At 61.2% G+C, this 20,163-nt stretch carries 21 protein-coding genes; 11 read left to right on the forward strand and 10 right to left on the reverse strand.

The genetic code is table 11. The features are described 5' to 3' along the window. Positions 1–17: 17 nt before the first annotated feature. From trhA to DFR38_RS10120, 7 genes are all read right to left on the reverse strand, one after another. Complete coding sequence (trhA, locus tag DFR38_RS10090) at positions 18–635, reverse strand: PAQR family membrane homeostasis protein TrhA (protein ID WP_059287166.1); 618 nt, start codon at positions 633–635, stop codon at positions 18–20. A 215-nt stretch (positions 636–850) separates the two neighbouring features. Beyond that, a complete protein-coding gene (gene adk, locus DFR38_RS10095; protein ID WP_059287167.1) occupies positions 851–1,507 on the reverse strand; it encodes an adenylate kinase in 657 nt (218 codons plus the stop codon). Positions 1,508–1,586: 79 nt separating this feature from the next. Continuing rightward, the gene (gene kdsB / locus DFR38_RS10100; protein WP_059287168.1) at positions 1,587–2,348 is read right to left on the reverse strand and encodes a 3-deoxy-manno-octulosonate cytidylyltransferase; all 762 of its coding nucleotides are present in this window, start codon (positions 2,346–2,348) and stop codon (positions 1,587–1,589) included. Continuing rightward, positions 2,345–2,527: a Trm112 family protein gene (locus DFR38_RS10105; protein ID WP_059287169.1), complete on the reverse strand. Its 183-nt coding sequence runs from the start codon at positions 2,525–2,527 to the stop codon at positions 2,345–2,347. Before DFR38_RS10105 ends, kdsB begins: the two co-directional genes overlap by 4 nt. Further along, complete coding sequence (lpxK, locus tag DFR38_RS10110; RefSeq protein ID WP_110313355.1) at positions 2,517–3,548, reverse strand: tetraacyldisaccharide 4'-kinase; 1,032 nt, start codon at positions 3,546–3,548, stop codon at positions 2,517–2,519. Before lpxK ends, DFR38_RS10105 begins: the two co-directional genes overlap by 11 nt. Beyond that, complete coding sequence (locus DFR38_RS10115) at positions 3,545–3,964, reverse strand: ExbD/TolR family protein (RefSeq protein ID WP_059287619.1); 420 nt, start codon at positions 3,962–3,964, stop codon at positions 3,545–3,547. Before DFR38_RS10115 ends, lpxK begins: the two co-directional genes overlap by 4 nt. Beyond that, a complete protein-coding gene (locus DFR38_RS10120) occupies positions 3,961–4,584 on the reverse strand; it encodes a MotA/TolQ/ExbB proton channel family protein (RefSeq protein WP_059287618.1) in 624 nt (207 codons plus the stop codon). The genes DFR38_RS10115 and DFR38_RS10120 overlap by 4 nt, the downstream gene beginning before the upstream one ends. A gap of 382 nt (positions 4,585–4,966) precedes the next feature. On the opposite strand from DFR38_RS10120, the gene xseA reads away from it, so the two are divergent. After that, positions 4,967–6,322: an exodeoxyribonuclease VII large subunit gene (xseA, locus tag DFR38_RS10125; RefSeq protein ID WP_110313356.1), complete on the forward strand. Its 1,356-nt coding sequence runs from the start codon at positions 4,967–4,969 to the stop codon at positions 6,320–6,322. An 84-nt stretch (positions 6,323–6,406) separates the two neighbouring features. Then, a complete protein-coding gene (locus DFR38_RS10130) occupies positions 6,407–6,865 on the forward strand; it encodes a DUF4442 domain-containing protein (RefSeq protein WP_059286556.1) in 459 nt (152 codons plus the stop codon). Positions 6,866–6,901: 36 nt separating this feature from the next. On the opposite strand, the gene DFR38_RS10135 is transcribed toward DFR38_RS10130, so the two are convergent. Beyond that, positions 6,902–7,198, reverse strand: coding sequence for an ArsR/SmtB family transcription factor (locus DFR38_RS10135; RefSeq protein ID WP_045845528.1), 297 nt, complete (start codon positions 7,196–7,198; stop codon positions 6,902–6,904). Between the two features lie 113 nt (positions 7,199–7,311). Here DFR38_RS10135 and gpmI point away from each other — a divergent pair, with 113 nt between their 5' ends. From gpmI to ettA, 8 genes are all read left to right on the forward strand, one after another. Beyond that, on the forward strand, positions 7,312–8,832 hold the full coding sequence (gpmI, locus tag DFR38_RS10140) for a 2,3-bisphosphoglycerate-independent phosphoglycerate mutase (protein ID WP_110313357.1): 1,521 nt from the start codon (positions 7,312–7,314) through the stop codon (positions 8,830–8,832). A gap of 106 nt (positions 8,833–8,938) precedes the next feature. Beyond that, positions 8,939–10,267, forward strand: coding sequence for a murein hydrolase activator EnvC family protein (locus tag DFR38_RS10145; protein WP_059286548.1), 1,329 nt, complete (start codon positions 8,939–8,941; stop codon positions 10,265–10,267). A gap of 47 nt (positions 10,268–10,314) precedes the next feature. Beyond that, positions 10,315–11,733, forward strand: a complete 1,419-nt coding sequence (locus tag DFR38_RS10150) for a S41 family peptidase (RefSeq protein ID WP_059286549.1) — start codon at positions 10,315–10,317, stop codon at positions 11,731–11,733. A 152-nt stretch (positions 11,734–11,885) separates the two neighbouring features. Further along, a complete protein-coding gene (argA, locus tag DFR38_RS10155; protein ID WP_059286550.1) occupies positions 11,886–13,193 on the forward strand; it encodes an amino-acid N-acetyltransferase in 1,308 nt (435 codons plus the stop codon). 98 nt (positions 13,194–13,291) lie between these two features. Next, positions 13,292–13,564: an oxidative damage protection protein gene (locus DFR38_RS10160; RefSeq protein ID WP_059286551.1), complete on the forward strand. Its 273-nt coding sequence runs from the start codon at positions 13,292–13,294 to the stop codon at positions 13,562–13,564. A gap of 70 nt (positions 13,565–13,634) precedes the next feature. Continuing rightward, the gene (gene ppk1 / locus DFR38_RS10165; protein ID WP_059286552.1) at positions 13,635–15,692 is read left to right on the forward strand and encodes a polyphosphate kinase 1; all 2,058 of its coding nucleotides are present in this window, start codon (positions 13,635–13,637) and stop codon (positions 15,690–15,692) included. Between the two features lie 99 nt (positions 15,693–15,791). Continuing rightward, positions 15,792–16,271: a DUF456 domain-containing protein gene (locus DFR38_RS10170; RefSeq protein ID WP_059286553.1), complete on the forward strand. Its 480-nt coding sequence runs from the start codon at positions 15,792–15,794 to the stop codon at positions 16,269–16,271. A gap of 83 nt (positions 16,272–16,354) precedes the next feature. Then, entirely contained in the window at positions 16,355–18,022 is a 1,668-nt protein-coding gene (ettA, locus tag DFR38_RS10175; protein ID WP_059286554.1) for an energy-dependent translational throttle protein EttA, read from the forward strand. A 63-nt stretch (positions 18,023–18,085) separates the two neighbouring features. Here the strand turns inward: ettA and DFR38_RS10180 are convergent, their stop codons facing one another. Next, entirely contained in the window at positions 18,086–18,331 is a 246-nt protein-coding gene (locus DFR38_RS10180; protein ID WP_059286555.1) for a CDGSH iron-sulfur domain-containing protein, read from the reverse strand. Positions 18,332–18,439: 108 nt separating this feature from the next. Here DFR38_RS10180 and DFR38_RS10185 point away from each other — a divergent pair, with 108 nt between their 5' ends. Next, positions 18,440–19,126, forward strand: coding sequence for a M23 family metallopeptidase (locus DFR38_RS10185; protein ID WP_082693521.1), 687 nt, complete (start codon positions 18,440–18,442; stop codon positions 19,124–19,126). Here DFR38_RS10185 and DFR38_RS10190 read toward each other — a convergent pair. Beyond that, complete coding sequence (locus DFR38_RS10190) at positions 19,120–20,043, reverse strand: 2-hydroxyacid dehydrogenase (RefSeq protein ID WP_110313358.1); 924 nt, start codon at positions 20,041–20,043, stop codon at positions 19,120–19,122. The two genes, DFR38_RS10185 and DFR38_RS10190, sit on opposite strands and share 7 nt — an antisense overlap. Positions 20,044–20,163 lie beyond the last annotated feature (120 nt).

The following is a 20,163-nucleotide window of genomic DNA, read 5'->3' on the forward strand; positions in this document are numbered from 1 at the left end:
TGGTCTGAAAGCGGTGATCAGGCCACGTAGAACATCACGCTGACAAACTGGCAGATGCTGCCACCGAGCACAAACAAGTGCCAGATACCGTGGCCATGGCGGATTTTCTCGTCATTGATAAACCAGTAAATACCCACGCTGTAAATCAGCCCGCCCAAGGCCAGCCAGAACAGCCCGCCCCAGGACATGGCGGCAAGCAGCGGCTGCATGGCAATCACCACCAGCCAGCCCATCACCACATACAAGATCATCGACAGCAGCCGGGTGCGCCGCCCCAGCGTCAACTCCTGGATAATGCCGAAAATGGCCAGGCCCCAGCTCAGGCCGAACAGCGTCCAGCCCCAGGCCCCGCGCAAGGTAACCAGGCAATATGGGGTGTAACTGCCGGCAATCAGCAAATAAATGGCCGAATGGTCACACTTCTGCAAAATCGCCTTGGCCCGCCCCCTGGCGCTGTGATACAGCGTGGAAATCAGGTAAAGCAGTACCAGGGTGGAACCGTACAGGCTGAAGCTGACAATTTTCCATGGATCACCCTGCTCGGCCGCCACGTACACCAGGCTGATCAGCCCGGTAATGGCCAGCACGGTTCCCACCAGGTGGGAAATCCCGTTGAAGCGCTCTCCGTAGTACATAACCCTTCTTTCTCCTGCCCGGCCAGGCGAGGCATGACCGAAGCTGCCGTTGCGACAGGTTTGGGCAAGCAAAACAATGCCACAGTTCCAGCGTATACCAAGCAAGATAGCGTCAATTCATCGCAATACAAGCACGGCCAGGGCAAAAACACAGCCACAGCAACAACAAAGCGGGCCGTAGCCCGCTTGGTAACAGCAACAGCTCAATCTGCAGCTCAGGCGCCCAGCGCCTTCAATACATTGCCACGCACGACTTCGACCGGCTGGGTGCCATCGATCTTGACGTACTTGGGAGCCTTGGCATCGCCACTGGCCGCGCGCTGACCATAAAAGCCCACCAGCACTTCGGTTTGCTCGTGATAAACCGCCAGGCGCTTTTTCACGGTTTCTTCGTGGTCGTCATCACGCTGGATCAGGTCCTCACCGGTCTCGTCATCCTTGCCGGCCACTTTCGGCGGGTTGAAGGTGATGTGGTAGGTACGACCGGAAGCCACGTGCACACGACGGCCAGCCATGCGCTCGACAATGGCGGCATCCGGCACATCGATCTCCACCACGTAGTCGATATCCACGCCGGCAGCAATCATGGCTTCGGCTTGCGGAATGGTACGCGGGAAACCGTCGAACAGAAAACCGTTGGCACAGTCGTCCTGCGCAATACGCTCTTTCACCAGGCCAATGATGATGTCGTCACGCACCAGGCCGCCGGCATCCATGATGGCCTTGGCTTCCAGGCCCAGCGGCGTGCCGGCCTTGACGGCAGCGCGCAGCATGTCGCCAGTGGAAATCTGCGGAATGCCGAACTGTTCACGAATATAGTTGGCCTGAGTACCCTTGCCAGCGCCCGGAGCGCCCAACAGAATCAATCGCATAATTACTCCCGTCAGTTTGTATGTCGTTTATTGTGTTTGGTGTTCATCGGCCGTCTTCTGCTGCGGCCTTGCCGGACGCTCAGCGCCCGGCCAGTACGGCACGCACCCGTTCCAGGTCTTCCGGCGTATCCACGCCGGCTGCGGGTGCTTCGCTCACCGTGGCCACCATGATGGGGTAGCCATGCCACAACACACGCAGCTGTTCCAGTGCTTCGAACTGTTCCAGCGGTGCCGGGCTCAATGAGCTGTAGGTCTGCAAAAAGCCTGCCTGATAGGCATACATGCCGATGTGCCGCAAGACCGGTAGGTCTGCCGGCAAGACGCTTGTATCGTGTGCAAACGCGTCACGGGCATAGGGTATCGGGGCCCGGCTGAAATACAGGGCCCGCCCAGCATGGTCCAGCACCACCTTGACCACATTGGGATTGAACATGTCGGCGGCAGCATGAAACGGATGGGCCACCGTGGCCATCGGCACTTGTGTGCTGGCCATCAGCGCGGCCAGCTGGTCGATCAGCGCCGGATCGATCAAGGGCTCGTCGCCCTGCACATTCACCACGATCTGCGCGGCATCCCACTGCATCTGCTGGGCGACTTCCGCCAGACGGTCGGTACCGCTGGCGTGATCAGCACGCGTCATCACCGCGGCAATGCCATGTGCGGCGCAGGCCTGCACGATATCGGCATGATCGGTCGCCACCACCACCTGGCTGGCCGCACTTTTTGCCGCCTGCTCGGCCACCCGCACCACCATGGGCTTGCCGGCCAGATCAGCCAGCGGCTTGCCCGGCAGCCGGCTGGAGGCCATGCGCGCGGGAATGACGACGGCAAAACCGCTCATTTCACTTCTTCTTCCGGCGCCAGTTCGCGCGCTTCGGTTTCCAGCATCATCGGGATACCGTCCCGCACCGGGAAAGCCAGACGATCACCCTTGCAGATCAGTTCCTGCCGGGCCTTGTCGAATACCAGCGGGCCCTTGCACAGCGGGCACACCAGGATGTCCAGAAATTTAGCGTCCATGTCTTATCTTCAATCGGGAAAGTAGCCAGCCTGCCAGATCCGGCGTCAGCTGTGCCGTAACCGGCAAGACCCATAGTCTAGCACGCTGCGCCGCATCATGAATCACCCGCCGCAATTTCACCGCATCTTTGCTGGTGACGATGATGGGCTGGTCGCCCGCCGGCAAATCCGCCGGGCTGAAAGCGTGATGATCGGGAAAGCTCAGACAGTGCTGCAGGGAAAATCCCAGGCCGCGCAAGGTATTGAAAAAACGTTCCGGATGACCGATGCCAGCCAGTGCCAGCACCGGCTCGGCAGCAAAATCCGCCACACTGCGACTGCAGGCCGGATCCGCCAGCGCCACCAGGCGCTCGGCACGCAGCTGCATCTGGAAGCAGGGCAGCGTGGCCGGCAGCGGCAAGGAAGACGCGGCCCCGTTCACCACCACGGCATCCACGCTGGCAAGACGCGAGGCCGGTTCGCGCAGCGGGCCGGCCGGCAGCAAATGGCCATTGCCCAGACCACGCCCGCCATCCAGCACCACCACTTCCAGCGTGCGAGCCAGCCGGTAATGCTGCAGGCCATCATCGGTCAGGATCAGCTGCAAATCGGGATGAGCACGCAGCAGCAACTGGCCGGCGGCCACCCGGTCGCGCCCCACCGCAACCGGTGCACCACTGGCCGCCAGCAGCAGGGGCTCGTCCCCCACCAGCTCCGGGCGGCTATCCGCAGTGAGCAGCGTGGGCTGCCGGTGCTGCCCGCCATAACCGCGACTGATCACCCCCACCCGCACGCCACGGGCTTGCAGCGCCGCCAGCAGGCTCAGCGTCAGCGGTGTTTTGCCAACACCGCCCACATTGATGTTGCCGATCACCACCACCGGCACCGCCAGCTGGTGGCTGCGCAGCAGCCGCAGGCGATAGCCGGTGCGCCGCAGCGCCGAGACCAGTGCAAACAGCCCTTCCAGCGGAGCCAGAAGGGCTGTCAGCCACCATGCTGGTTGATACCAGTGGCGTTCGATGCGTTGGCTGAGACGACTCACGGCGCAGTATTCTGCGTGGCGAAAGTCAGCTGGGTCAGGCCCACGGCCCGCGCAGCCTCCATCACGCTCACCACCGACTGATGGGTCGCCTTGGCATCGGCGTTGATGATGACCACCGGGTCTTTCTTGCCGGCAGCCGCATCGCGCAACTGCGCCTGCAAGGCAGACTTGTCCGCGGCGGCCAGCTTGTGTCCGGCCACCTCCATTTCACCGGATGCAGCCACGGCGACGGTGATTTCGGCAGCCGCAGGCTGGCTGGTTTCGGCCTGGGCACTGGGCAGATTGATCTTCAGCTCGGCGAACTTGGAATAGGTGGTGGTGACCATCAGGAAAATCAGGATCACCAGCAGCAAATCAATCATCGGGATGAAATTGATTTCCGGCTCCTCGCGGTGCCGTCCGCGACGAAAATTCATGGCTTGCTACCGTTCTGGCGTTCGCCGTGCAGCACTTCCACCAGCTTCACCGCCTGCGCCTCCATCTCCACCAGCAGGCCATCCACGCGAGCGCGGAAATGGCGATAGAACATCATGCTGGGAATGGCCACGATCAAACCGAAAGCCGTGTTGTACAGTGCAATGGAAATGCCATGTGCCAGCTGCTGCGGATTGGTGGAACCGCCCGGTGCCTGCGAACCGAAAATCTCGATCATGCCGATCACCGTACCCAGCAGGCCCAGCAAGGGGGCCATGGCCGCGATGGTGCCCAGCGTATTCAGAAAGCGTTCCAGTTGATGTGCCACCACGCGGCCTTCGTCTTCGATGGCGTCTTTCATCACCTCGCGGCTGACGCTGACATTACGCAGACCGGCGGCAAACAGCTTGCCCAGCGGGGAATGGTTGTTGAGTAATTGCAGCAGGTCGGCAGAGGCGCCAACCCGGCGATATTCGGTTACAGTCTGCGCCAGCAGGCCATCCGGCACGATCAGCGACGCGCGCAAACTGAACAGCCGCTCGAAGATGATGGCCAGCGAAATGACCGAGGCCAGAATGATGGTCCAGATCGGCCAGCCGGCCGCTTCAATGATTGACCACACGAAACACTCTCCAAAGCTTTAGCTAAACGCTAAACTTTAGCGGTTGCCGGGGTTCTCGGCAACCGTAGACCGCGCGTTGCCGCCAATAAAAAAAGACATTTCCCAAAGCAATGTAAGTAAATTCGCTAAGGTTCGATTTTCTAAGGGAAATTTGCCAGCATCCACAGATGCTGTGGATAACTTTGTTGATAAGCTTGTGAACAGACTGCGCATATCCTGCTGGCACGGCGCTTTCATCCGGCTGCACGCAATTTGAACAAAATGCACAAGTATTTGTTTTTAAAAGAATTTAATCAAAGCAAGATACCCCCAGCCAAAAGCATTGTCAGACAATTTACAGACGACAAAAAACGGTATTCTTGCTGTGGATGACTTGACAACCATGAATTTCAATACCTCGGCCAATGATGTGATCAGCGTCTCCTCGCTGAACCGCATGGCACGCGACCTGCTCGAATCGGGCCTGCCCCCCATGTGGATAGGCGGTGAAATATCCAATCTGACGCTGGCCGCTTCCGGTCACGCCTATTTCTCGCTCAAGGATGGTGGCGCCCAGATCCGCTGCGTCATGTTCCGCCACAAGCTGAGCCTGCTCCCCTTCCGTCTGGCCGAAGGCATGCAGGTGGAGCTCAAGGGCCTGGTCACCCTGTACGAAGCCCGTGGCGACTTCCAGATCAATGTCGACACCATGCGCTCGGCCGGATTGGGCCGGCTGTATGAAGCCTTTGAAAAACTCAAGGTCAAGCTGAATGCCGAAGGTCTGTTCGAACAGGCGCGCAAGCGCGCCTTGCCAGCGCACCCGCGCGCCATCGGCATTGTGACCTCGCCGGCCGCCGCGGCACTGCGCGATGTCGTCACCACCCTGGCGCGGCGCATGCCAAGCATCCCGGTCATCCTCTACCCGGCACAGGTACAGGGGGAAAGCGCGGCCCGGCAAATTGCCGCGGCCATCCAGCAAGCTTCGGCCCGACAGGAAGTGGACGTGCTGATTGTGTGCCGTGGTGGTGGCAGCATCGAAGACTTGTGGTCATTCAACGAAGAGATCGTTGCCCGCGCCCTGGCCGCCTGCACCATTCCCACCGTCAGCGGTGTCGGCCACGAAACCGATTTCACCATCTGCGACTTTGTCGCCGACCGCCGCGCCCCTACCCCCACTGCGGCAGCCGAGCTGGTCTCGCCCAGCCAGGAGCAGCTGCGCCTGCAACTGGAACAGGGCAAGCGCGGCCTGGAGCGTGCCCTGTCCCGGCTGCTCACCGACAAGTCGCAGCGACTGGACTACCTGGCCCGCCGCCTGGCCCATCCCGGTGACAAGCTGCGCCGTCAGGCCCAGGCCCTCGGCCAGGCCGGCGACCGCCTGCAGCGCGGGCTGGACACCCTGTTTTCACGCCGACGCTGGGCACTGCAACTGGCCAGCAGCCGCATGCAGCGCCACCAGCCCCAGCTCGCCCAGCAGCAGCAACAACTTGCCCGGCTGGCCGAGCGCATGCAGCGTGGCATCAGCCAGACACTGCACCGGCAGCAGCAATTGCTGCAGCGGCATCACGCCACACTGGAGGCAATGAACCCTGAAGCCGTACTCAGCCGTGGCTATGCCATTGTGCAAAAGCGTGATGGGCAGGCTGTCAAATCACCGCAGGAGCTGCTGAATCAGGAGCGGGTACTGCTCCGCCTGGCCGAAGGCATCACCGAGGCCATCATCGATCACCCGCAAGGTGCGCAACCGGAATTGCCATTCTGAAAACCGGCAGGCGAAGGAAGGATGGCTTGACAGGGCCCTGCTTTTTGCCGAGCATGCGAATCAAACAACCGTTTGAATGCAATCATGCTCAAGCCTTCGCCGCGCCTGCTCAAGACCATCATCAATCTGTGGCCGCCCTTTCTGGGAGCCGGCATCAAGGTATGTCACATCGCCGCCGACTGGAAACAAGTGGATGTGCGCTTGCGGCTGGGCCTGACCAACCGCAATTATGTCGGCGTGCATTTCGGCGGCAGCCTGTATTCGATGACCGATCCGTTTTTCATGCTGATGCTGATGCAGTCCCTGGGGCGCGACTATGTGGTGTGGGACAAGGCCGGCGCCATCGAATACCACAAGCCGGGAACCGGCGTGGTCAGCGCCAGCTTCCGGCTGGACGAGACGCAATTGCAGGACATCCGCCAGCGCACCGCCGCCGGCGAGAAATATCTGCCGCAACTGCAGGTCGATATCCATGACCAGGCTGGCGATCTCGTCGCCACCGTCCACAAAACCCTGTATGTCAGACGTAAAAAAGGCCGCTAAGCGGCCTTTTTTGCTTGGTGTTGCCCGACCTAAAGTTCAGTCGACAAAACCGCAGAATACTTCTCGCATCATCTTCAGTACTTCCAGTGTGCGGATGTCGCCAACACGGTAATACACCCGGTTGGCATCCTTGCGCGTGCGCAGCACACCTTTGTCACGCATGATGGCCAGATGCTGGGAAATGTTGCTCTGCGAGGTTCCTACCTGCTCCACAATATCCTGCACACTGACTTCCTGGTCGCCCAGTACCGAAATGATCTTCAGCCGCAAGGGATGCGACATGGCCTTCATCGCCCTCGAGGACTGTTCGATCTGGTCATCGTTGAACAGCAAGCTCTGCTCCTAAGTAGATTGCAATGCGTATTTATATTGGTTTGACTACGGTACAATACTATCTAAAAAAACCAATACCATCAAGAATTTCTAATATTCTGATTGTGGACATCATGACAGCTATCACACCGGTATTACTCCTCATCCTCGACGGCTTCGGACACCGACTGGAAGGCGACGACAACGCCATCCTGCATGCCAACACCCCCACCTGGAACGCACTGAAACAGGCTTTTCCCTATGGCGTGATTGACGCCTCAGAAGGCTTTGTCGGCCTACCCAAAGGGCAGTTCGGCAACTCGGAAGTCGGCCATCTCAATATCGGCGCCGGTCGGATTGTCCAACAGGACATCAGCCGCATCGACTGCGATATCGAAGAAAACCGCTTCGACCAGAACCCCGTCCTGCAACAAGCCATCCAGCAAGCCAAAACCTCGGCCCTGCACGTGATGGGCCTGCTGTCCGACGGCGGCGTGCACAGCCACGAAAATCACATTTTTGCCCTGATCCGCGCCGCCCAGGCCGCTGGCGTCAGCAAGATTTATGTGCATGCTTTCCTGGATGGTCGCGACACCCCGCCGCGTAGCGCGGAAACCTACCTCAAGCGTCTGGATGAAGTGCTGGCCGACTGCCCGGCGGCACGTCTGGTATCGCTCGTTGGCCGCTACTGGGCCATGGATCGCGACAAACGCTGGGAGCGGGTGGAGCCTGCCTATCGCCTGCTGGTGGAAGGCGAAGGCCTGTACCACGCCGATAACGGCCTGCAAGCGCTGCAAGCCGCCTATGCCCGCGATGAAAACGATGAGTTCGTGGCCGCCACCAGCATCGGCGAGCCGGTAAAAATGCAGGATGGCGATGTCGCGGTATTCATGAACTTCCGTGCCGACCGCGCACGCCAGCTCACCACCGCGCTGACCGACCCGTCTTTCAGCGGTTTTACTGCGCGCCAACCCAAGCTGGCACAGTTTGTCACCCTCACCTCGTATGGCGACGCATACAGCAATCCCGTGGCCTATGGGCCGCAAAAGATCAGCAATGGCTTTGGCGAATACCTGGCCAGCCTGGGCCTGAAGCAGCTGCGCATTGCCGAAACCGAAAAATATCCGCACGTCACCTACTTCTTCAATGGTGGCGAAGAGCAGGTGTATCCGGGTGAAGACCGCATCCTGGTCCCCTCGCCCAAGGTGGCCACTTACGACCTGCAGCCGGAAATGAACGCAGCCCAGGTGACCGACCACATCGTCGAGGCCATTGCCTCGGGCAAATACCAGGCCATCATCTGCAATTACGCCAATGGCGACATGGTAGGCCATACCGGCAAGTTCGATGCCGCGGTCAAGGCAGTGGAAACGCTGGATGCCTGCATCAAGCGCTGCGTCGATGCCATGCGCGCCGCCGGTGGCGAAGTGCTGATCACCGCCGATCACGGGAACTGCGAGCAGATGTTCGACTCTGTGCATCACCAGCCGCACACCCAGCACACGCTGGACAAGGTGCCCTTCCTCTACATCGGCCGCAAGGCCCGCATCAAGGAAGGTGGCGCACTGCGGGACATCTCGCCGTCGCTGCTGGCCATGATGGGCCTGCCCCAGCCGGCTGAAATGACCGGCCGTTCGCTGATCGACTTCCAGTAAGTCGCTGCGCCGGTCTGCCATGCAGACCGGCGGTCTCTCCGGCACCATCCCTCCGCATCCGCCTGTTATCATGCAGGCCACAGGCTTAATCCGAAGCGATAATGGAATGAAACCGATACTGCTGTTCGCCCTGCTGGCCGGCGCGGCCCAGGCCGCGACACCGACTGCCTCTCCCCCCCTGTCTACCGCTCCGCAGCAGCAGAACCTGCAATCGGTGCGCAAGGAAATCGACAGCCTGAAAAAGGACCTTGCCCAGAAGCAGGTGGTGCAGCAGGAAGCCAAATCGGCCATCCAGGAGTCGGAACAGGCCATTGCCAAGACCAGCCAGGTGATTGCCACGCTGGAAAACAAGCAAAGCAATTCGGCACAACAGCTGGCCGAACTGCGCAAACAGGTACAAGACACCGCAAACAAGCTGGCCACCACGCGCCAGCATGTCGCACAGATGCTGGCCAGGCAGTACAAAAATGGCGATCACGACGCCATGAAGCTGATGCTCAATGCCGACGATCCCAACCAGACCTCGCGCGACATGGTGTATTACCAGCACATTGCCAAAGCCCAGCAGCAGATGGTGGCGCAGCTGATTACCCACCAGCACGAACTGGAAGCACTCACCTACCAGCTGGAACAGGAGCTGGCCCGCCTGGACGCGCTGTCGACTCACAAGAGCCGGGAAAAAAACGCCCTGCTCAACAGCAAGACCAACAAGCTGGCCCAGTTGAACAAGCTGTCCGGTGAAATACAGGCCGGGCAAAGCCGCCTGGGCAAGCTGCAAGAGGATGAAAAGCGGCTGACCAACCTGATTGCCCAGATCAATCAGGAGATCGAACGCCGCCGCAAGGAAGCCGCCCGCAAGGCGGCCGAAGAGCGCAAGGCCCGTCAGGCTGCCGCCATTGCGGCCAAGAAGGAAAACGAACGCCGCCGCAAACTGGCCGAAAGCGCCCGCAAGCAAGGCAAGCCGGTGCCGGAAGTGGCCAAGAAGTCCGTGCCGGTTCCACAGGAAAAACCCGTGGACGAGGTGGCAGACAACAGCGCCGCCGGCAAGGCCTTCACCAGCCTGCAGGGACGCATGAAAATGCCGGTGTCCGGTGTACTGGCCGGCCGCTTTGGCAGCGCCCGCAGCGAAGGCACCTCCTGGAAGGGGCTGTTCATCAAAACGGCACCCGGCCAGGCCGTGCATGCGGTCGCCGATGGCAACGTAGTGTATGCTGATGCGCTGCGCGGATTCGGCAACGCCGTGATCATTGACCACGGCGGCAATTACCTCACGGTGTATACCGGCCTGTCCTCCATCGGCAAGAGCGTGGGCAGTTCGGTCAAAGCCGGTGAAACACTCGGCAACACAGGCGCACTGGACAGCGGCGAATCCGGCCTGTACTTTGAAATCCGGCATATGGGACGACCTCTCAACCCGCAAACCTGGGTACGCTAAGCCACCCGCGGTATCGGAGACCAACACACAACATGACTAGTCATCGCATGAAAAAAATTGCCTGGCTCGCCGCCGGCGCTCTGGCCGGCGGCGCCCTTACCCTCAGTGTGCAGGCTTTCGCCGGCAAGGACCCCACGCCCACGGCGCTGCCGCTGAACGAATTGCGTACCTTTGCCGAAGTATTCGGCCGCATCAAGCAGGATTATGTTGATCCGGTCGATGACAAGAAGCTGATCACCGAGGCCATCAAGGGCATGCTCAGCGGGCTGGACCCGCATTCCGACTACATGGATGCCGATGCCTTCAAGGAATTGCGTGAAGGCACCCAGGGCGAATTCGGTGGTCTGGGCATTGAAATCGGTGCCGAAGACGGCCTGGTGAAAGTCGTTTCGCCGATTGAAGACACCCCGGCGCAAAAGGCTGGCATCAAGAGTGGCGACCTCATCATCAAGATCGACGACACCCCGGTACGCGGCCTGTCGCTGAACGATGCGGTCAAGCGCATGCGTGGCAAGCCCGGCACCAAGGTCACGCTGACCATTGCCCGCAAGAATGAAACCAAACCGCTGGTCTTCACCCTCAACCGCGCCATCATCAAGACCAAGAGCGTCAAGTTCAAGCTGCTGGAACCGGGCTACGGCTATGTCCGCATCACCCAGTTCCAGGAACACACCACGGAAAACCTGGCCGAAGCCGTGGCCAGCATGACCAAGCAGAACAAGCAGCCGCTCAAGGGCCTGGTGCTGGACCTGCGTGATGATCCCGGTGGCCTGCTGACCAGCGCCGTCGGTGTCTCGGCCGCCTTCCTGCCCAAGGATGCGCTGGTGGTGTACACCGAAGGCCGCACCGCCGATGCCAAGATGAAGCTGACCGCCTCGCCGCAGAACTACGGCCGCCCGGGCATGCCCGATCCGCTGTCGGTACTGCCGCAGGAAACCCACAAGGTACCGCTGGTGGTGCTGGTCAACGGCGGCTCGGCCTCGGCCTCGGAAATCGTGGCCGGCGCGCTGCAGGACCACAAGCGCGCCGTACTGGTGGGGACCCAGACCTTCGGCAAGGGCTCGGTACAGTCCATCCTGCCGCTGGGCAGTGCCGGTGGCATCAAGCTGACCACCGCCCGCTACTTCACCCCTAGCGGCCGCTCCATCCAGGCCAAGGGCATTGTGCCGGATGTGGTGGTGGAAGACGCTACCGTGACAGCGGCCGACCAGGCCCTGCGCGTGCGCGAGGTGGATCTGGAAAACCACCTGGCCAATCCGAATGGCGACGAAGCCCCGGCCAAGGCCGCCAAGCCGGCGAAACCGCCGGTGGCCACGCCGCTCAAGCAGGACGCGCCCAAGCCGCAGGATGACAAGGACGCCAGCCCGGATAATCCGCGCGAACCCAATCCGAAGCAGGATTACCAGCTGTCACAGGGCCTGAACATCCTCAAGGTGCAGCAGATCCTGATCAAGCAAGGCAATTGATAGCGCTGCAGACAGCCACCCCGCCATGTGCAGGGTGGCTGTTTTCGTTTCCGCCCAGCAGATGACAGGTGGCAAAAGCCCTGCCCATGCCGTCCTATTCCTGCTAGGCTTGTCACTTCTGAAGTCCTTACCTGGCGGGAGCCAATCCAACAATGCTGAATCGGGAATTTGTCCTCTCATTCCGTGAAGCCGCCCCTTACATCAATACCTTTCGCGGTAAAACCTTCGTGCTCGCCATCAGCGGCGAAGCCGTGATGGAAGGCGGTTTTTACAATCTGTCGCAGGATATCAACCTGCTGGTCAGCCTGGGGGTGCGCGTGGTGCTGGTGCATGGCATCCGTCCCCAGATCGAAGCCTTGCTCAAGCGCTTTGGCCTGAACCGGCTGTTCCACCGCGACCGACGAGTGACCGATGCCAGCACCATGGAAATCGTCAAGCAAGCCTGTGGCATTACCCGGCACGGCATCGAGGCGCAATTGTCGATGGGCATGCCCAACTCCCCCATGTTTGGCGCCCACCTGCGCGTGGCTGGCGGCAATTTCATCACCGCCCAGCCGCTAGGCGTGCTGGATGGCGTGGACATGCAATACACCGGACAAGTACGGCGCATCGATGTCGACGGCATCAATACCCGGCTGAGCGCTGGCGAGCTGGTCTTGCTGTCGCCGGTCGGCTATTCGGTCACCGGCGAAGCCTTCAACCTCACCATGGAAGAAATGGCAGCCCAGCTGGCCTCGGCGCTGAAAGCGGAAAAACTGATTTTCGTGATCGAAGGCCGTGGCGTCACCAATGAGCTGGGGCAGTTTGTCAGCTCGCTCACCGCCCAGCAGGCAGAAGACCTGCTGCAGGCCGGGCACTTGCAGCGCGATGTCACCGCCTACCTGCCCTATGCAGTGAAAGCCACCCGCGACGGCATCCCGCGCGCCCACCTGGTCAGCCATCACGAGGATGGCTCGCTGCTGGCCGAGCTGTTTACCAATGGCGGCACCGGCACCATGATTGCGCGCGATTCGCTGGTCAAGGTCCGCAGCGCCGTCATTGACGACGTCGGCCCCATACTCAACCTGATTCGCCCGCTGGAAGAACAAGGCATTCTGGTCAAGCGCAGCCGTGAACACCTGGAAATGGAAATCTCCCAGTATTCGGTGCTGGAGCACGACGGCAAGATTTATGGCTGCGTGGCCATGCACGCCTTCCCCGAAGCCGGCATGGCCGAGCTGGCCTGCCTGGCGGTCGCACCGGAGCGGCGCGAAGGCCGCTTTGGCGAAACCTTGCTCAAGCATGTGGAATACCAGGCGCGTACCCAGGGCTTGAAAGCCCTGTTCGTGCTGACTACCCAGACCGCACACTGGTTTGTCGAACGCGGCTTCGCCGAAGCCGGCCGTGGCCAGTTGCCACTGGCGCGCCAGGCCTTCTACAACAATCAGCGCCGTTCGAAAATATTCGTCAAACAGCTGTAAAACCCGGCTTCAGCCACAGCCCCGGCATGGTTGGAAGGGTTTCATGTCTGTGACACAATACTGCAGTATATTCGGTTTAACTTTTGCAAGGATTCGCAATGGCAAGAAACGTCAATTGCATCAAGCTGGGTCGCGAGGCGGAAGGTCTCGATTTCCCCCCGTTGCCGGGCGAGCTGGGCAAGCGTGTGTATGAAAGTGTTTCCAAGGAAGCCTGGCAAGGCTGGTTGCGTTATCAGACCATGCTGATCAACGAAAACCGTCTGAGCCTGGCCGATGCCCGCGCCCGCCAGTACCTGGCAGCGCAGCTGGAAGCCTATTTCTTTGGCGCCGGTGCCGATGCACCGGCCGGCTACACGCCGCCGCAGCAGTAATCATTACGCCGAGCCCTCCTGACCGAGGGCTTTTTTGTCTCAACCTCTCTCATCATTGGCGCGAAACCGTATGTCACAAACCCACGAGTTGCTGCTCAACCGTGAACTGGGCCTGATCGAATTCAACCGCAGAGTACTGGCTCAGGCCGAAGATCCAAGCCTGCCGCTGCTGGAGCGCCTGAAATACCTGTGCATCGTCTCCTCCAATCTGGACGAGTTTTTCGAAGTGCGCATGGCCTGGCTGAAAGACACTGCCCAGCTCACCCCCAACCGTATCCTGGCCGACGGCTCGACACCGGCACAGATCATGGCCAAGGTGTCTGCCGCCTCGCACGAACTGGTGCGCCAGCAATACGCCGTGATGAGTGACGTACTGTTCCCGGCGCTGCGCCAGGAAGACATCATCTTCCTGCGCCGTACCGAATGGACCGAGCAGCAACAGCAATGGGTGCATGATTTCTTCAGCAACGAGCTGCTGCCCATCCTCACCCCCATCGGACTGGACCCGTCCCACCCCTTCCCCAAGGTGCTGAACAAATCGCTCAACTTCGCGGTGGAACTGGAAGGACGCGATGCCTTTGGCCGCCAGTCCGACATTGCCATCGTGCAGGCGCCGCGCATTCTGCCGCGCGTGATCAAGGTGCCGCCGGAAGTGTGCAACGGCCACCCGCACACCTTTGTCTTCCTGTCCTCCATCCTGCACTCCCATGTGCACGAGCTGTTCCTGGGCATGACGGTGAAGGGCTGCTACCAGTTCCGCGTCACCCGCGACAGCGAACTGACGGTGGAAGACGAAGACCTGAAAAACCTGCGCACCGCCTTGCAGGGCGAATTGCGTCAGCGCCAGTTTGGCGATGCGGTACGGCTGGAAATTGCCGATACCTGCCCGCCGCACATGGAAGAATTCCTGCTCACCCAGTTCAACCTGAAAAAGCCGGATGTCTACCGCGTCAACGGCCCGGTCAACCTGGTACGCCTGATGCAGGTGCCGGACCTGGTCGACCGTCCGGACCTGAAATTCCCGCCCTTCGTGCCCTCATTGCCCGACCAGCTGGACAAGAAAGTGCCGCTGTTCGAGGCCATCCGCAAGGGCGACATCCTGCTGCACCACCCCTTCCAGAGCTTCCAGCCGGTCATCGACATGCTGAATCTGGCAGCCACCGATCCGCAAGTGGTGGCCATCAAGATGACGGTATACCGTACCGGCACCGACTCGGTGCTGATGGAATCGCTGATCGCCGCCGCCCGCGCCGGCAAACAGGTCACCGTGGTACTGGAATTGATGGCGCGCTTCGACGAAGAAGCCAACATCAGCTGGGCCAGCCACCTGGAAGATGCCGGCGCACACGTGGTGTATGGCGTGTTCGGCTACAAGGTCCATGCCAAGATGCTGATGGTGATCCGCCGCGAAGACAAACGCCTGCGCCGCTACGTGCATCTGGGCACCGGCAACTACCATCCGCGCACCGCCCGCTTCTATACCGATCTGGGCCTGCTCACCTGCAACGAAGATATCGCCAGCGACGTGAACGACATCTTCGTGCAACTGACCGGCCTGGGCCGTGCCAGCCAGCTCAAGCAGCTGTACCAGAGCCCGTTTACCCTGCACAGCCTGCTGCTCGACTCCATCGAACGCGAAATCGAACACGCCCAGCAAGGCCGTCCGGCGCAGATCATCGCCAAGATGAACGCCCTGCTGGAGCCACAGGTGATTCATGCCCTGTACCGCGCCAGCCAGGCCGGGGTAAAGATCCAGCTGATCGTGCGTGGGGTCTGCGCGCTGCGCCCCGGCGTGCCCGGCCTGTCGGAAAACATCACCGTGCGTTCGGTGGTGGGCCGCTTCCTGGAGCACCCGCGCGTCTATTACTTCTACAACGACAAGCAGGAAAACCTGTACATCGCCAGTGCCGACTGGATGGGCCGCAACCTGTTCCGCCGCATTGAAACCTGCTCGCCCATCCTCGACCCCAAGGTCAAGCGCCGCATCATCAAGGAAGCGCTGCGCCTGTATCTGGAAGACAATGTCAACGCCTGGGACATGCAGCCGGATGGCAGCTACAAGCGTCGCCCCAGCCGTGGCAAGGAGCGCTGCGCGCAGAACGTGCTGCTGGAGGAATACGCCCGCTAGTCGCTGAACCTGGCGTCTGGATGACACAGCGGCCGGCTGGCGGAACTTCCGTCGCCCGGCCGCTTTCTCATGGTGTTGCCGCTACGACAAGGAAGCCTCGTGACCATCCTGCTCATCCTGCTGGCCAGCCTGCTGATCCTCATCGGCCTGGCGGGCATCCTGTTTCCCGCCCTGCCCGGTCTGCCGCTGATACTGGGTGGCTTGCTGCTCATCGGCTGGGTCGATGACTTCCAGCACCTGGGCAGCCTGTCGCTCACCATCCTCACCTTGATCACCCTGTGCGGCCTTGCCGTGGATTTTCTCGCCGGGCTGCTGGGTGCCAAAATGACCGGAGCCAGCAAACAGGCCTTGTGGGGCGCCTTTATCGGCAGCATTGCCGGACTGCCCATGGGTCTGGCCGGCGTCATTCTCGGGCCGCTGGCCGGTGCCATGGTTGGCGAATTCATTGCCCGGCGCGACGCCTGGCAGGCCGGGCGGGTTGGCCTGGGCACGCTGGCCGGCTTTCTGGTCGGCACCGCCGCCAAGATCGGCTGCGCCTTCGCCATGCTCACCACCGCCATCCTCGCCTGGTTCTGGTAAGGCAGTGCGCAAGCAGGCAAGGCCAGCACCGCCAGCTTTTGGTAGAATCCCCCCGTTAACGATTACCTTCTGCGTGGTCCCTCATGGCTCAATATGTAATGTCTATGCTCCGCGTGAGCAAAGTGGTGCCGCCCAAGCGCCAGATCATCAAGGACATCTCGCTGTCCTTCTTCCCCGGCGCCAAGATCGGCCTGCTGGGCCTGAACGGCTCGGGCAAATCCACCGTGCTGCGCATCATGGCCAATGTGGACAAGGAATACGACGGCGAAGTCCAGCATCTGCCGGGCGTGAAAATCGGCTACCTGCCGCAGGAACCGCAGCTTGACCCGGAAAAAACCGTGCGCGAGGAAGTGGAAAGCGGCATGGGCGACGTGATGGGCGCGCAAAAACGCCTGGAAGAAGTGTATGCCGCCTACGCCGAAGAAGATGCCGACTTCGACGCCCTGGCCGAAGAACAGGCCAAGCTGGAAGCCATCATCTCCGCCGGTGCCGGTGACAATGTCCAGCTGCAACTGGAGCTGGCCGCCGATGCGCTGCGCCTGCCGCCGTGGGACGCCAAGATCGGCCCGCTGTCGGGCGGTGAAAAGCGCCGTGTAGCCCTGTGCAAGCTGCTGCTGTCCAAACCCGACATGCTGCTGCTGGACGAACCCACCAACCACCTGGATGCCGAATCGGTGGAATGGCTGGAACAATTCCTGGTGCGCTTCCCCGGCACCGTGGTGGCCGTCACCCACGACCGCTACTTCCTCGACAATGCTGCCGAATGGATTCTGGAACTGGACCGCGGCGAAGGTATTCCGTGGAAGGGCAACTACTCCAGCTGGCTGGAGCAAAAGGAAGAGCGCCTGGAGAAGGAAGCCAAGAGCGAAGGCGCGCGCATGAAGGCGATGAAGCAGGAACTGGAATGGGTGCGCCAGAACCCCAAGGGCCGCCAGGCCAAGTCCAAGGCACGTATCGCCCGCTTCGAAGAACTGTCCAGCTACGAAACCCAGAAGCGTAACGAAACCCAGGAAATCTTCATCCCGGTGGCCGAGCGCCTGGGGAATGAAGTGATCGAATTCGACGGCGTGTCCAAGGGCTTTGGCGACCGCCTGCTGATCGACAACCTGTCGTTCAAGGCACCGGCCGGTGCCATTGTCGGCATCATCGGCCCCAACGGCGCCGGTAAATCCACGCTGTTCAAGATGATTGCCGGCAAGGAACAGCCGGATTCCGGCACGGTGAAGATCGGCCAGACCGTGCAGATGGCTTTTGTCGAGCAGAGCCGTGAAGGGCTGGAAGACGACAAGACCGTATTCGACGACGTCTCCGGCGGTGCCGACCTCTTGACCGTGGGCCGCTTTGAAATGTCCAGCCGTGCTTATCTGGGCCGCTTCAACTTCAAGGGTGCCGACCAGCAGAAGAAGGTAGGCATGCTGTCCGGTGGTGAGCGTGGCCGTCTGCATCTGGCCAAGACCCTGCTCAAGGGCGGCAACGTCTTGCTGCTGGACGAACCGTCCAATGACCTGGACGTGGAAACCCTGCGTGCGCTGGAAGACGCGCTGCTGGAATTCGCCGGCACCGTGTTCGTGATCTCCCACGACCGCTGGTTCCTCGACCGTATCGCCACCCACATCCTGGCGGCGGAAGGCGAATCGCAGTGGACCTTCTTTGACGGCAACTATCAGGAATACGAAGCCGACAAGAAAAAACGTCTGGGCGAAGAAGGCGCCAAGCCCAAGCGTATCCGCTACAAGCCGATCACGCGCTGATCCGCCTGCGGCAAAACAAAACCCCCGCTTGCGGGGGTTTTGTCATTCAAGGACAGCAAGTACTCAGGAAAGCTGGCTGTGCGAACCATCGCACAAGGGCTTGCCCTCGCTCAGCTTGCAGCCACAGAAATACACCAGCGCGCTTTCAGTCGCCACATACTCCACCGGACTGAAGCTGGAACCGGCATGCGAGCCATCGCAAAAGGGCTGTTTGCTACTCTGGCCACAGGCACACCACCAGTAACGCTGGCCCGCCTTCACTTCCACCGCATAGGGGAAGCTCTGGGGCGAAAATGGTTCATCTGCCATCACGCACTCCTTTGCAAAATTGCATACCGGGCTTTCAGCTTAGTGGGCGAACTGAACGAAAGCCAGCCTGCTCCGCCCGCAATGCCGGGCAATGCTAAAATGCCCGTCATGCCATCCTTTTTCCGCCTCTGTTCCCTTTTGCTGCTACTGGTACTGAGCGCCTGCAACACGCTGCCGGACTATCCCCCCGCACCGGCAGGCTATTACCGCGTCCAGCCCGGTGACACGCTTTACCGCATTGCCCTCAGGCACCGCCAGAGCATCAGCAACCTGGTGAGCTGGAATCAGCTGCAAGACCCGGCCAGCATCAATGCCGGCCAGCTGCTGCGCATCAGCCCGCAGGCCAGCAGCAGCCCGGCCCAGCCCAAAGCAGCAGCCAGTCCACCCGTCAAACCGGCTCCCAACACCCCGCCCCGCCCGGCTGCCTCTGCCATCACCCTGCAATGGCCGGCCACCGGCCGCCTGATTGGCAAGTTCAATGGCAGCAGCAACAAGGGCATCGATATCGCCGGCACGGCGGGCGATCCGGTACGCGCCGCCGCCAGCGGCACCGTGGCCTATGCCGGCAAGGGCATACGGGCCTATGGCAACCTGCTCATCATCAAGCATGGCAACGACTACCTCACCGCCTATGCCCACAACCAGACCCTGCTGGTCAAGGAAGGCCAGACAGTCAAAGCCGGACAGCAGATTGCCACGCTGGGCCGCTCCGGTAGCACACGTGACATGCTGCATTTCGAGCTGCGCCGCCAGGGCAAGGCCATCGATCCGCTATCGGCATTGCCAGCTCAGTAACCGCGCTGCCGCAGCACCAGGCCCTGTGGCGGCTCACCCTGCTGCAGCGCCTGCAGATTGGCCACGATCTGCGCCACCGCCGGCTCGGCCAGCGTCATGGCCGCAATATGCGGCGTCAGCAGCACGGCGGGATGGCGCCACAAGGGATGCACACTGTCCAGCGGCTCCACGGCAAAGACATCCAGCATGGCAAAGCGCAGATGGCCGCTATCCAGCATGCCCAGCAAGGCGGCCTCATCCACCTGCTCGCCACGCCCGGCATTGATCAGCGCCGCCCCCCGCGGCAGTTGCCGCAAGCGCTGGCCATCCAGCAAGCCACGGGTTTGCGCCGTGGCCGGCAGCAGATTGACCAGGATGTCACTGCGCGCCAGCAAGGGCGACAAGCCCTGCTCACCAATATAATCAGCCACACCCGGCAGCTGCCGCCCCTGCCGGCTCCAGCCGGCCACGTCATACCCCATCGCCGCCAACGCTTGCGCCACCTTGCCGCCGATCTCGCCCAAACCCAGCACGCCAATCCGCGTCTGGCCAGCGGTGGTGGCAGCCACTGGCTGCCACTGACGGTGCTGCTGCTGGCGCTGGTACTGGTCCATGCGGCGCTGCACATGCAGCACACCGTACAGCACGTATTCCAGCATCTGCTGCGCCATGCCGGCATCCGTCAGCCGGATCACCGGCAGCGCCGGATCCAGATCATCCCGCCGCAGAATGCGGTCCACGCCAGCCCCCAGCACAAATACCGCCTGCAATTGCGTCATGCCGGCAAAAAAACCGGCTGGCGGATTCCACACCACGGCATATTGCACCTGCGCGGCCTCCACCGGCTGCGGCCAGCAGCAGACGGGCTGCTGTGGCAGCGCCTGCTGCAGCAGCTGCCGATAGTGCTCGCCGTCCTGCGCGCTATATAGATAAATCATCGCTCTCTCCCTGATATGGCCGCGGGCGGGACACGGTGCTTGTGCCGGCCCGGTCATGCATTGTAAATAACGGCAGGGGCAGTAACAGCATTTTCCTGACGGGACGGCACAGGCTGCGCA

This window comes from Aquitalea magnusonii (genome assembly GCF_003202035.1).
Lineage (GTDB): Bacteria > Pseudomonadota > Gammaproteobacteria > Burkholderiales > Chromobacteriaceae > Aquitalea > Aquitalea magnusonii.

What these genes read in the sequence shown, in the direction of transcription:
- trhA (WP_059287166.1), bottom strand. Translation starts at nt 635, where the DNA reads ATGTACTACGGAGAGCGCTTCAACGGGATTTCCCACCTGGTGGGAACC.
- adk (WP_059287167.1), bottom strand. Translation starts at nt 1,507, where the DNA reads ATGCGATTGATTCTGTTGGGCGCTCCGGGCGCTGGCAAGGGTACTCAG.
- kdsB (WP_059287168.1), bottom strand. Translation starts at nt 2,348, where the DNA reads ATGAGCGGTTTTGCCGTCGTCATTCCCGCGCGCATGGCCTCCAGCCGG.
- DFR38_RS10105 (WP_059287169.1), bottom strand. Translation starts at nt 2,527, where the DNA reads ATGGACGCTAAATTTCTGGACATCCTGGTGTGCCCGCTGTGCAAGGGC.
- DFR38_RS10115 (WP_059287619.1), bottom strand. Translation starts at nt 3,964, where the DNA reads ATGAATTTTCGTCGCGGACGGCACCGCGAGGAGCCGGAAATCAATTTC.
- xseA (WP_110313356.1), top strand. Translation starts at nt 4,967, where the DNA reads ATGAATTTCAATACCTCGGCCAATGATGTGATCAGCGTCTCCTCGCTG.
- DFR38_RS10130 (WP_059286556.1), top strand. Translation starts at nt 6,407, where the DNA reads ATGCTCAAGCCTTCGCCGCGCCTGCTCAAGACCATCATCAATCTGTGG.
- gpmI (WP_110313357.1), top strand. Translation starts at nt 7,312, where the DNA reads ATGACAGCTATCACACCGGTATTACTCCTCATCCTCGACGGCTTCGGA.
- DFR38_RS10145 (WP_059286548.1), top strand. Translation starts at nt 8,939, where the DNA reads ATGAAACCGATACTGCTGTTCGCCCTGCTGGCCGGCGCGGCCCAGGCC.
- DFR38_RS10150 (WP_059286549.1), top strand. Translation starts at nt 10,315, where the DNA reads ATGAAAAAAATTGCCTGGCTCGCCGCCGGCGCTCTGGCCGGCGGCGCC.
- argA (WP_059286550.1), top strand. Translation starts at nt 11,886, where the DNA reads ATGCTGAATCGGGAATTTGTCCTCTCATTCCGTGAAGCCGCCCCTTAC.
- DFR38_RS10160 (WP_059286551.1), top strand. Translation starts at nt 13,292, where the DNA reads ATGGCAAGAAACGTCAATTGCATCAAGCTGGGTCGCGAGGCGGAAGGT.
- ppk1 (WP_059286552.1), top strand. Translation starts at nt 13,635, where the DNA reads ATGTCACAAACCCACGAGTTGCTGCTCAACCGTGAACTGGGCCTGATC.
- ettA (WP_059286554.1), top strand. Translation starts at nt 16,355, where the DNA reads ATGGCTCAATATGTAATGTCTATGCTCCGCGTGAGCAAAGTGGTGCCG.
- DFR38_RS10180 (WP_059286555.1), bottom strand. Translation starts at nt 18,331, where the DNA reads ATGGCAGATGAACCATTTTCGCCCCAGAGCTTCCCCTATGCGGTGGAA.
- DFR38_RS10185 (WP_082693521.1), top strand. Translation starts at nt 18,440, where the DNA reads ATGCCATCCTTTTTCCGCCTCTGTTCCCTTTTGCTGCTACTGGTACTG.
- DFR38_RS10190 (WP_110313358.1), bottom strand. Translation starts at nt 20,043, where the DNA reads ATGATTTATCTATATAGCGCGCAGGACGGCGAGCACTATCGGCAGCTG.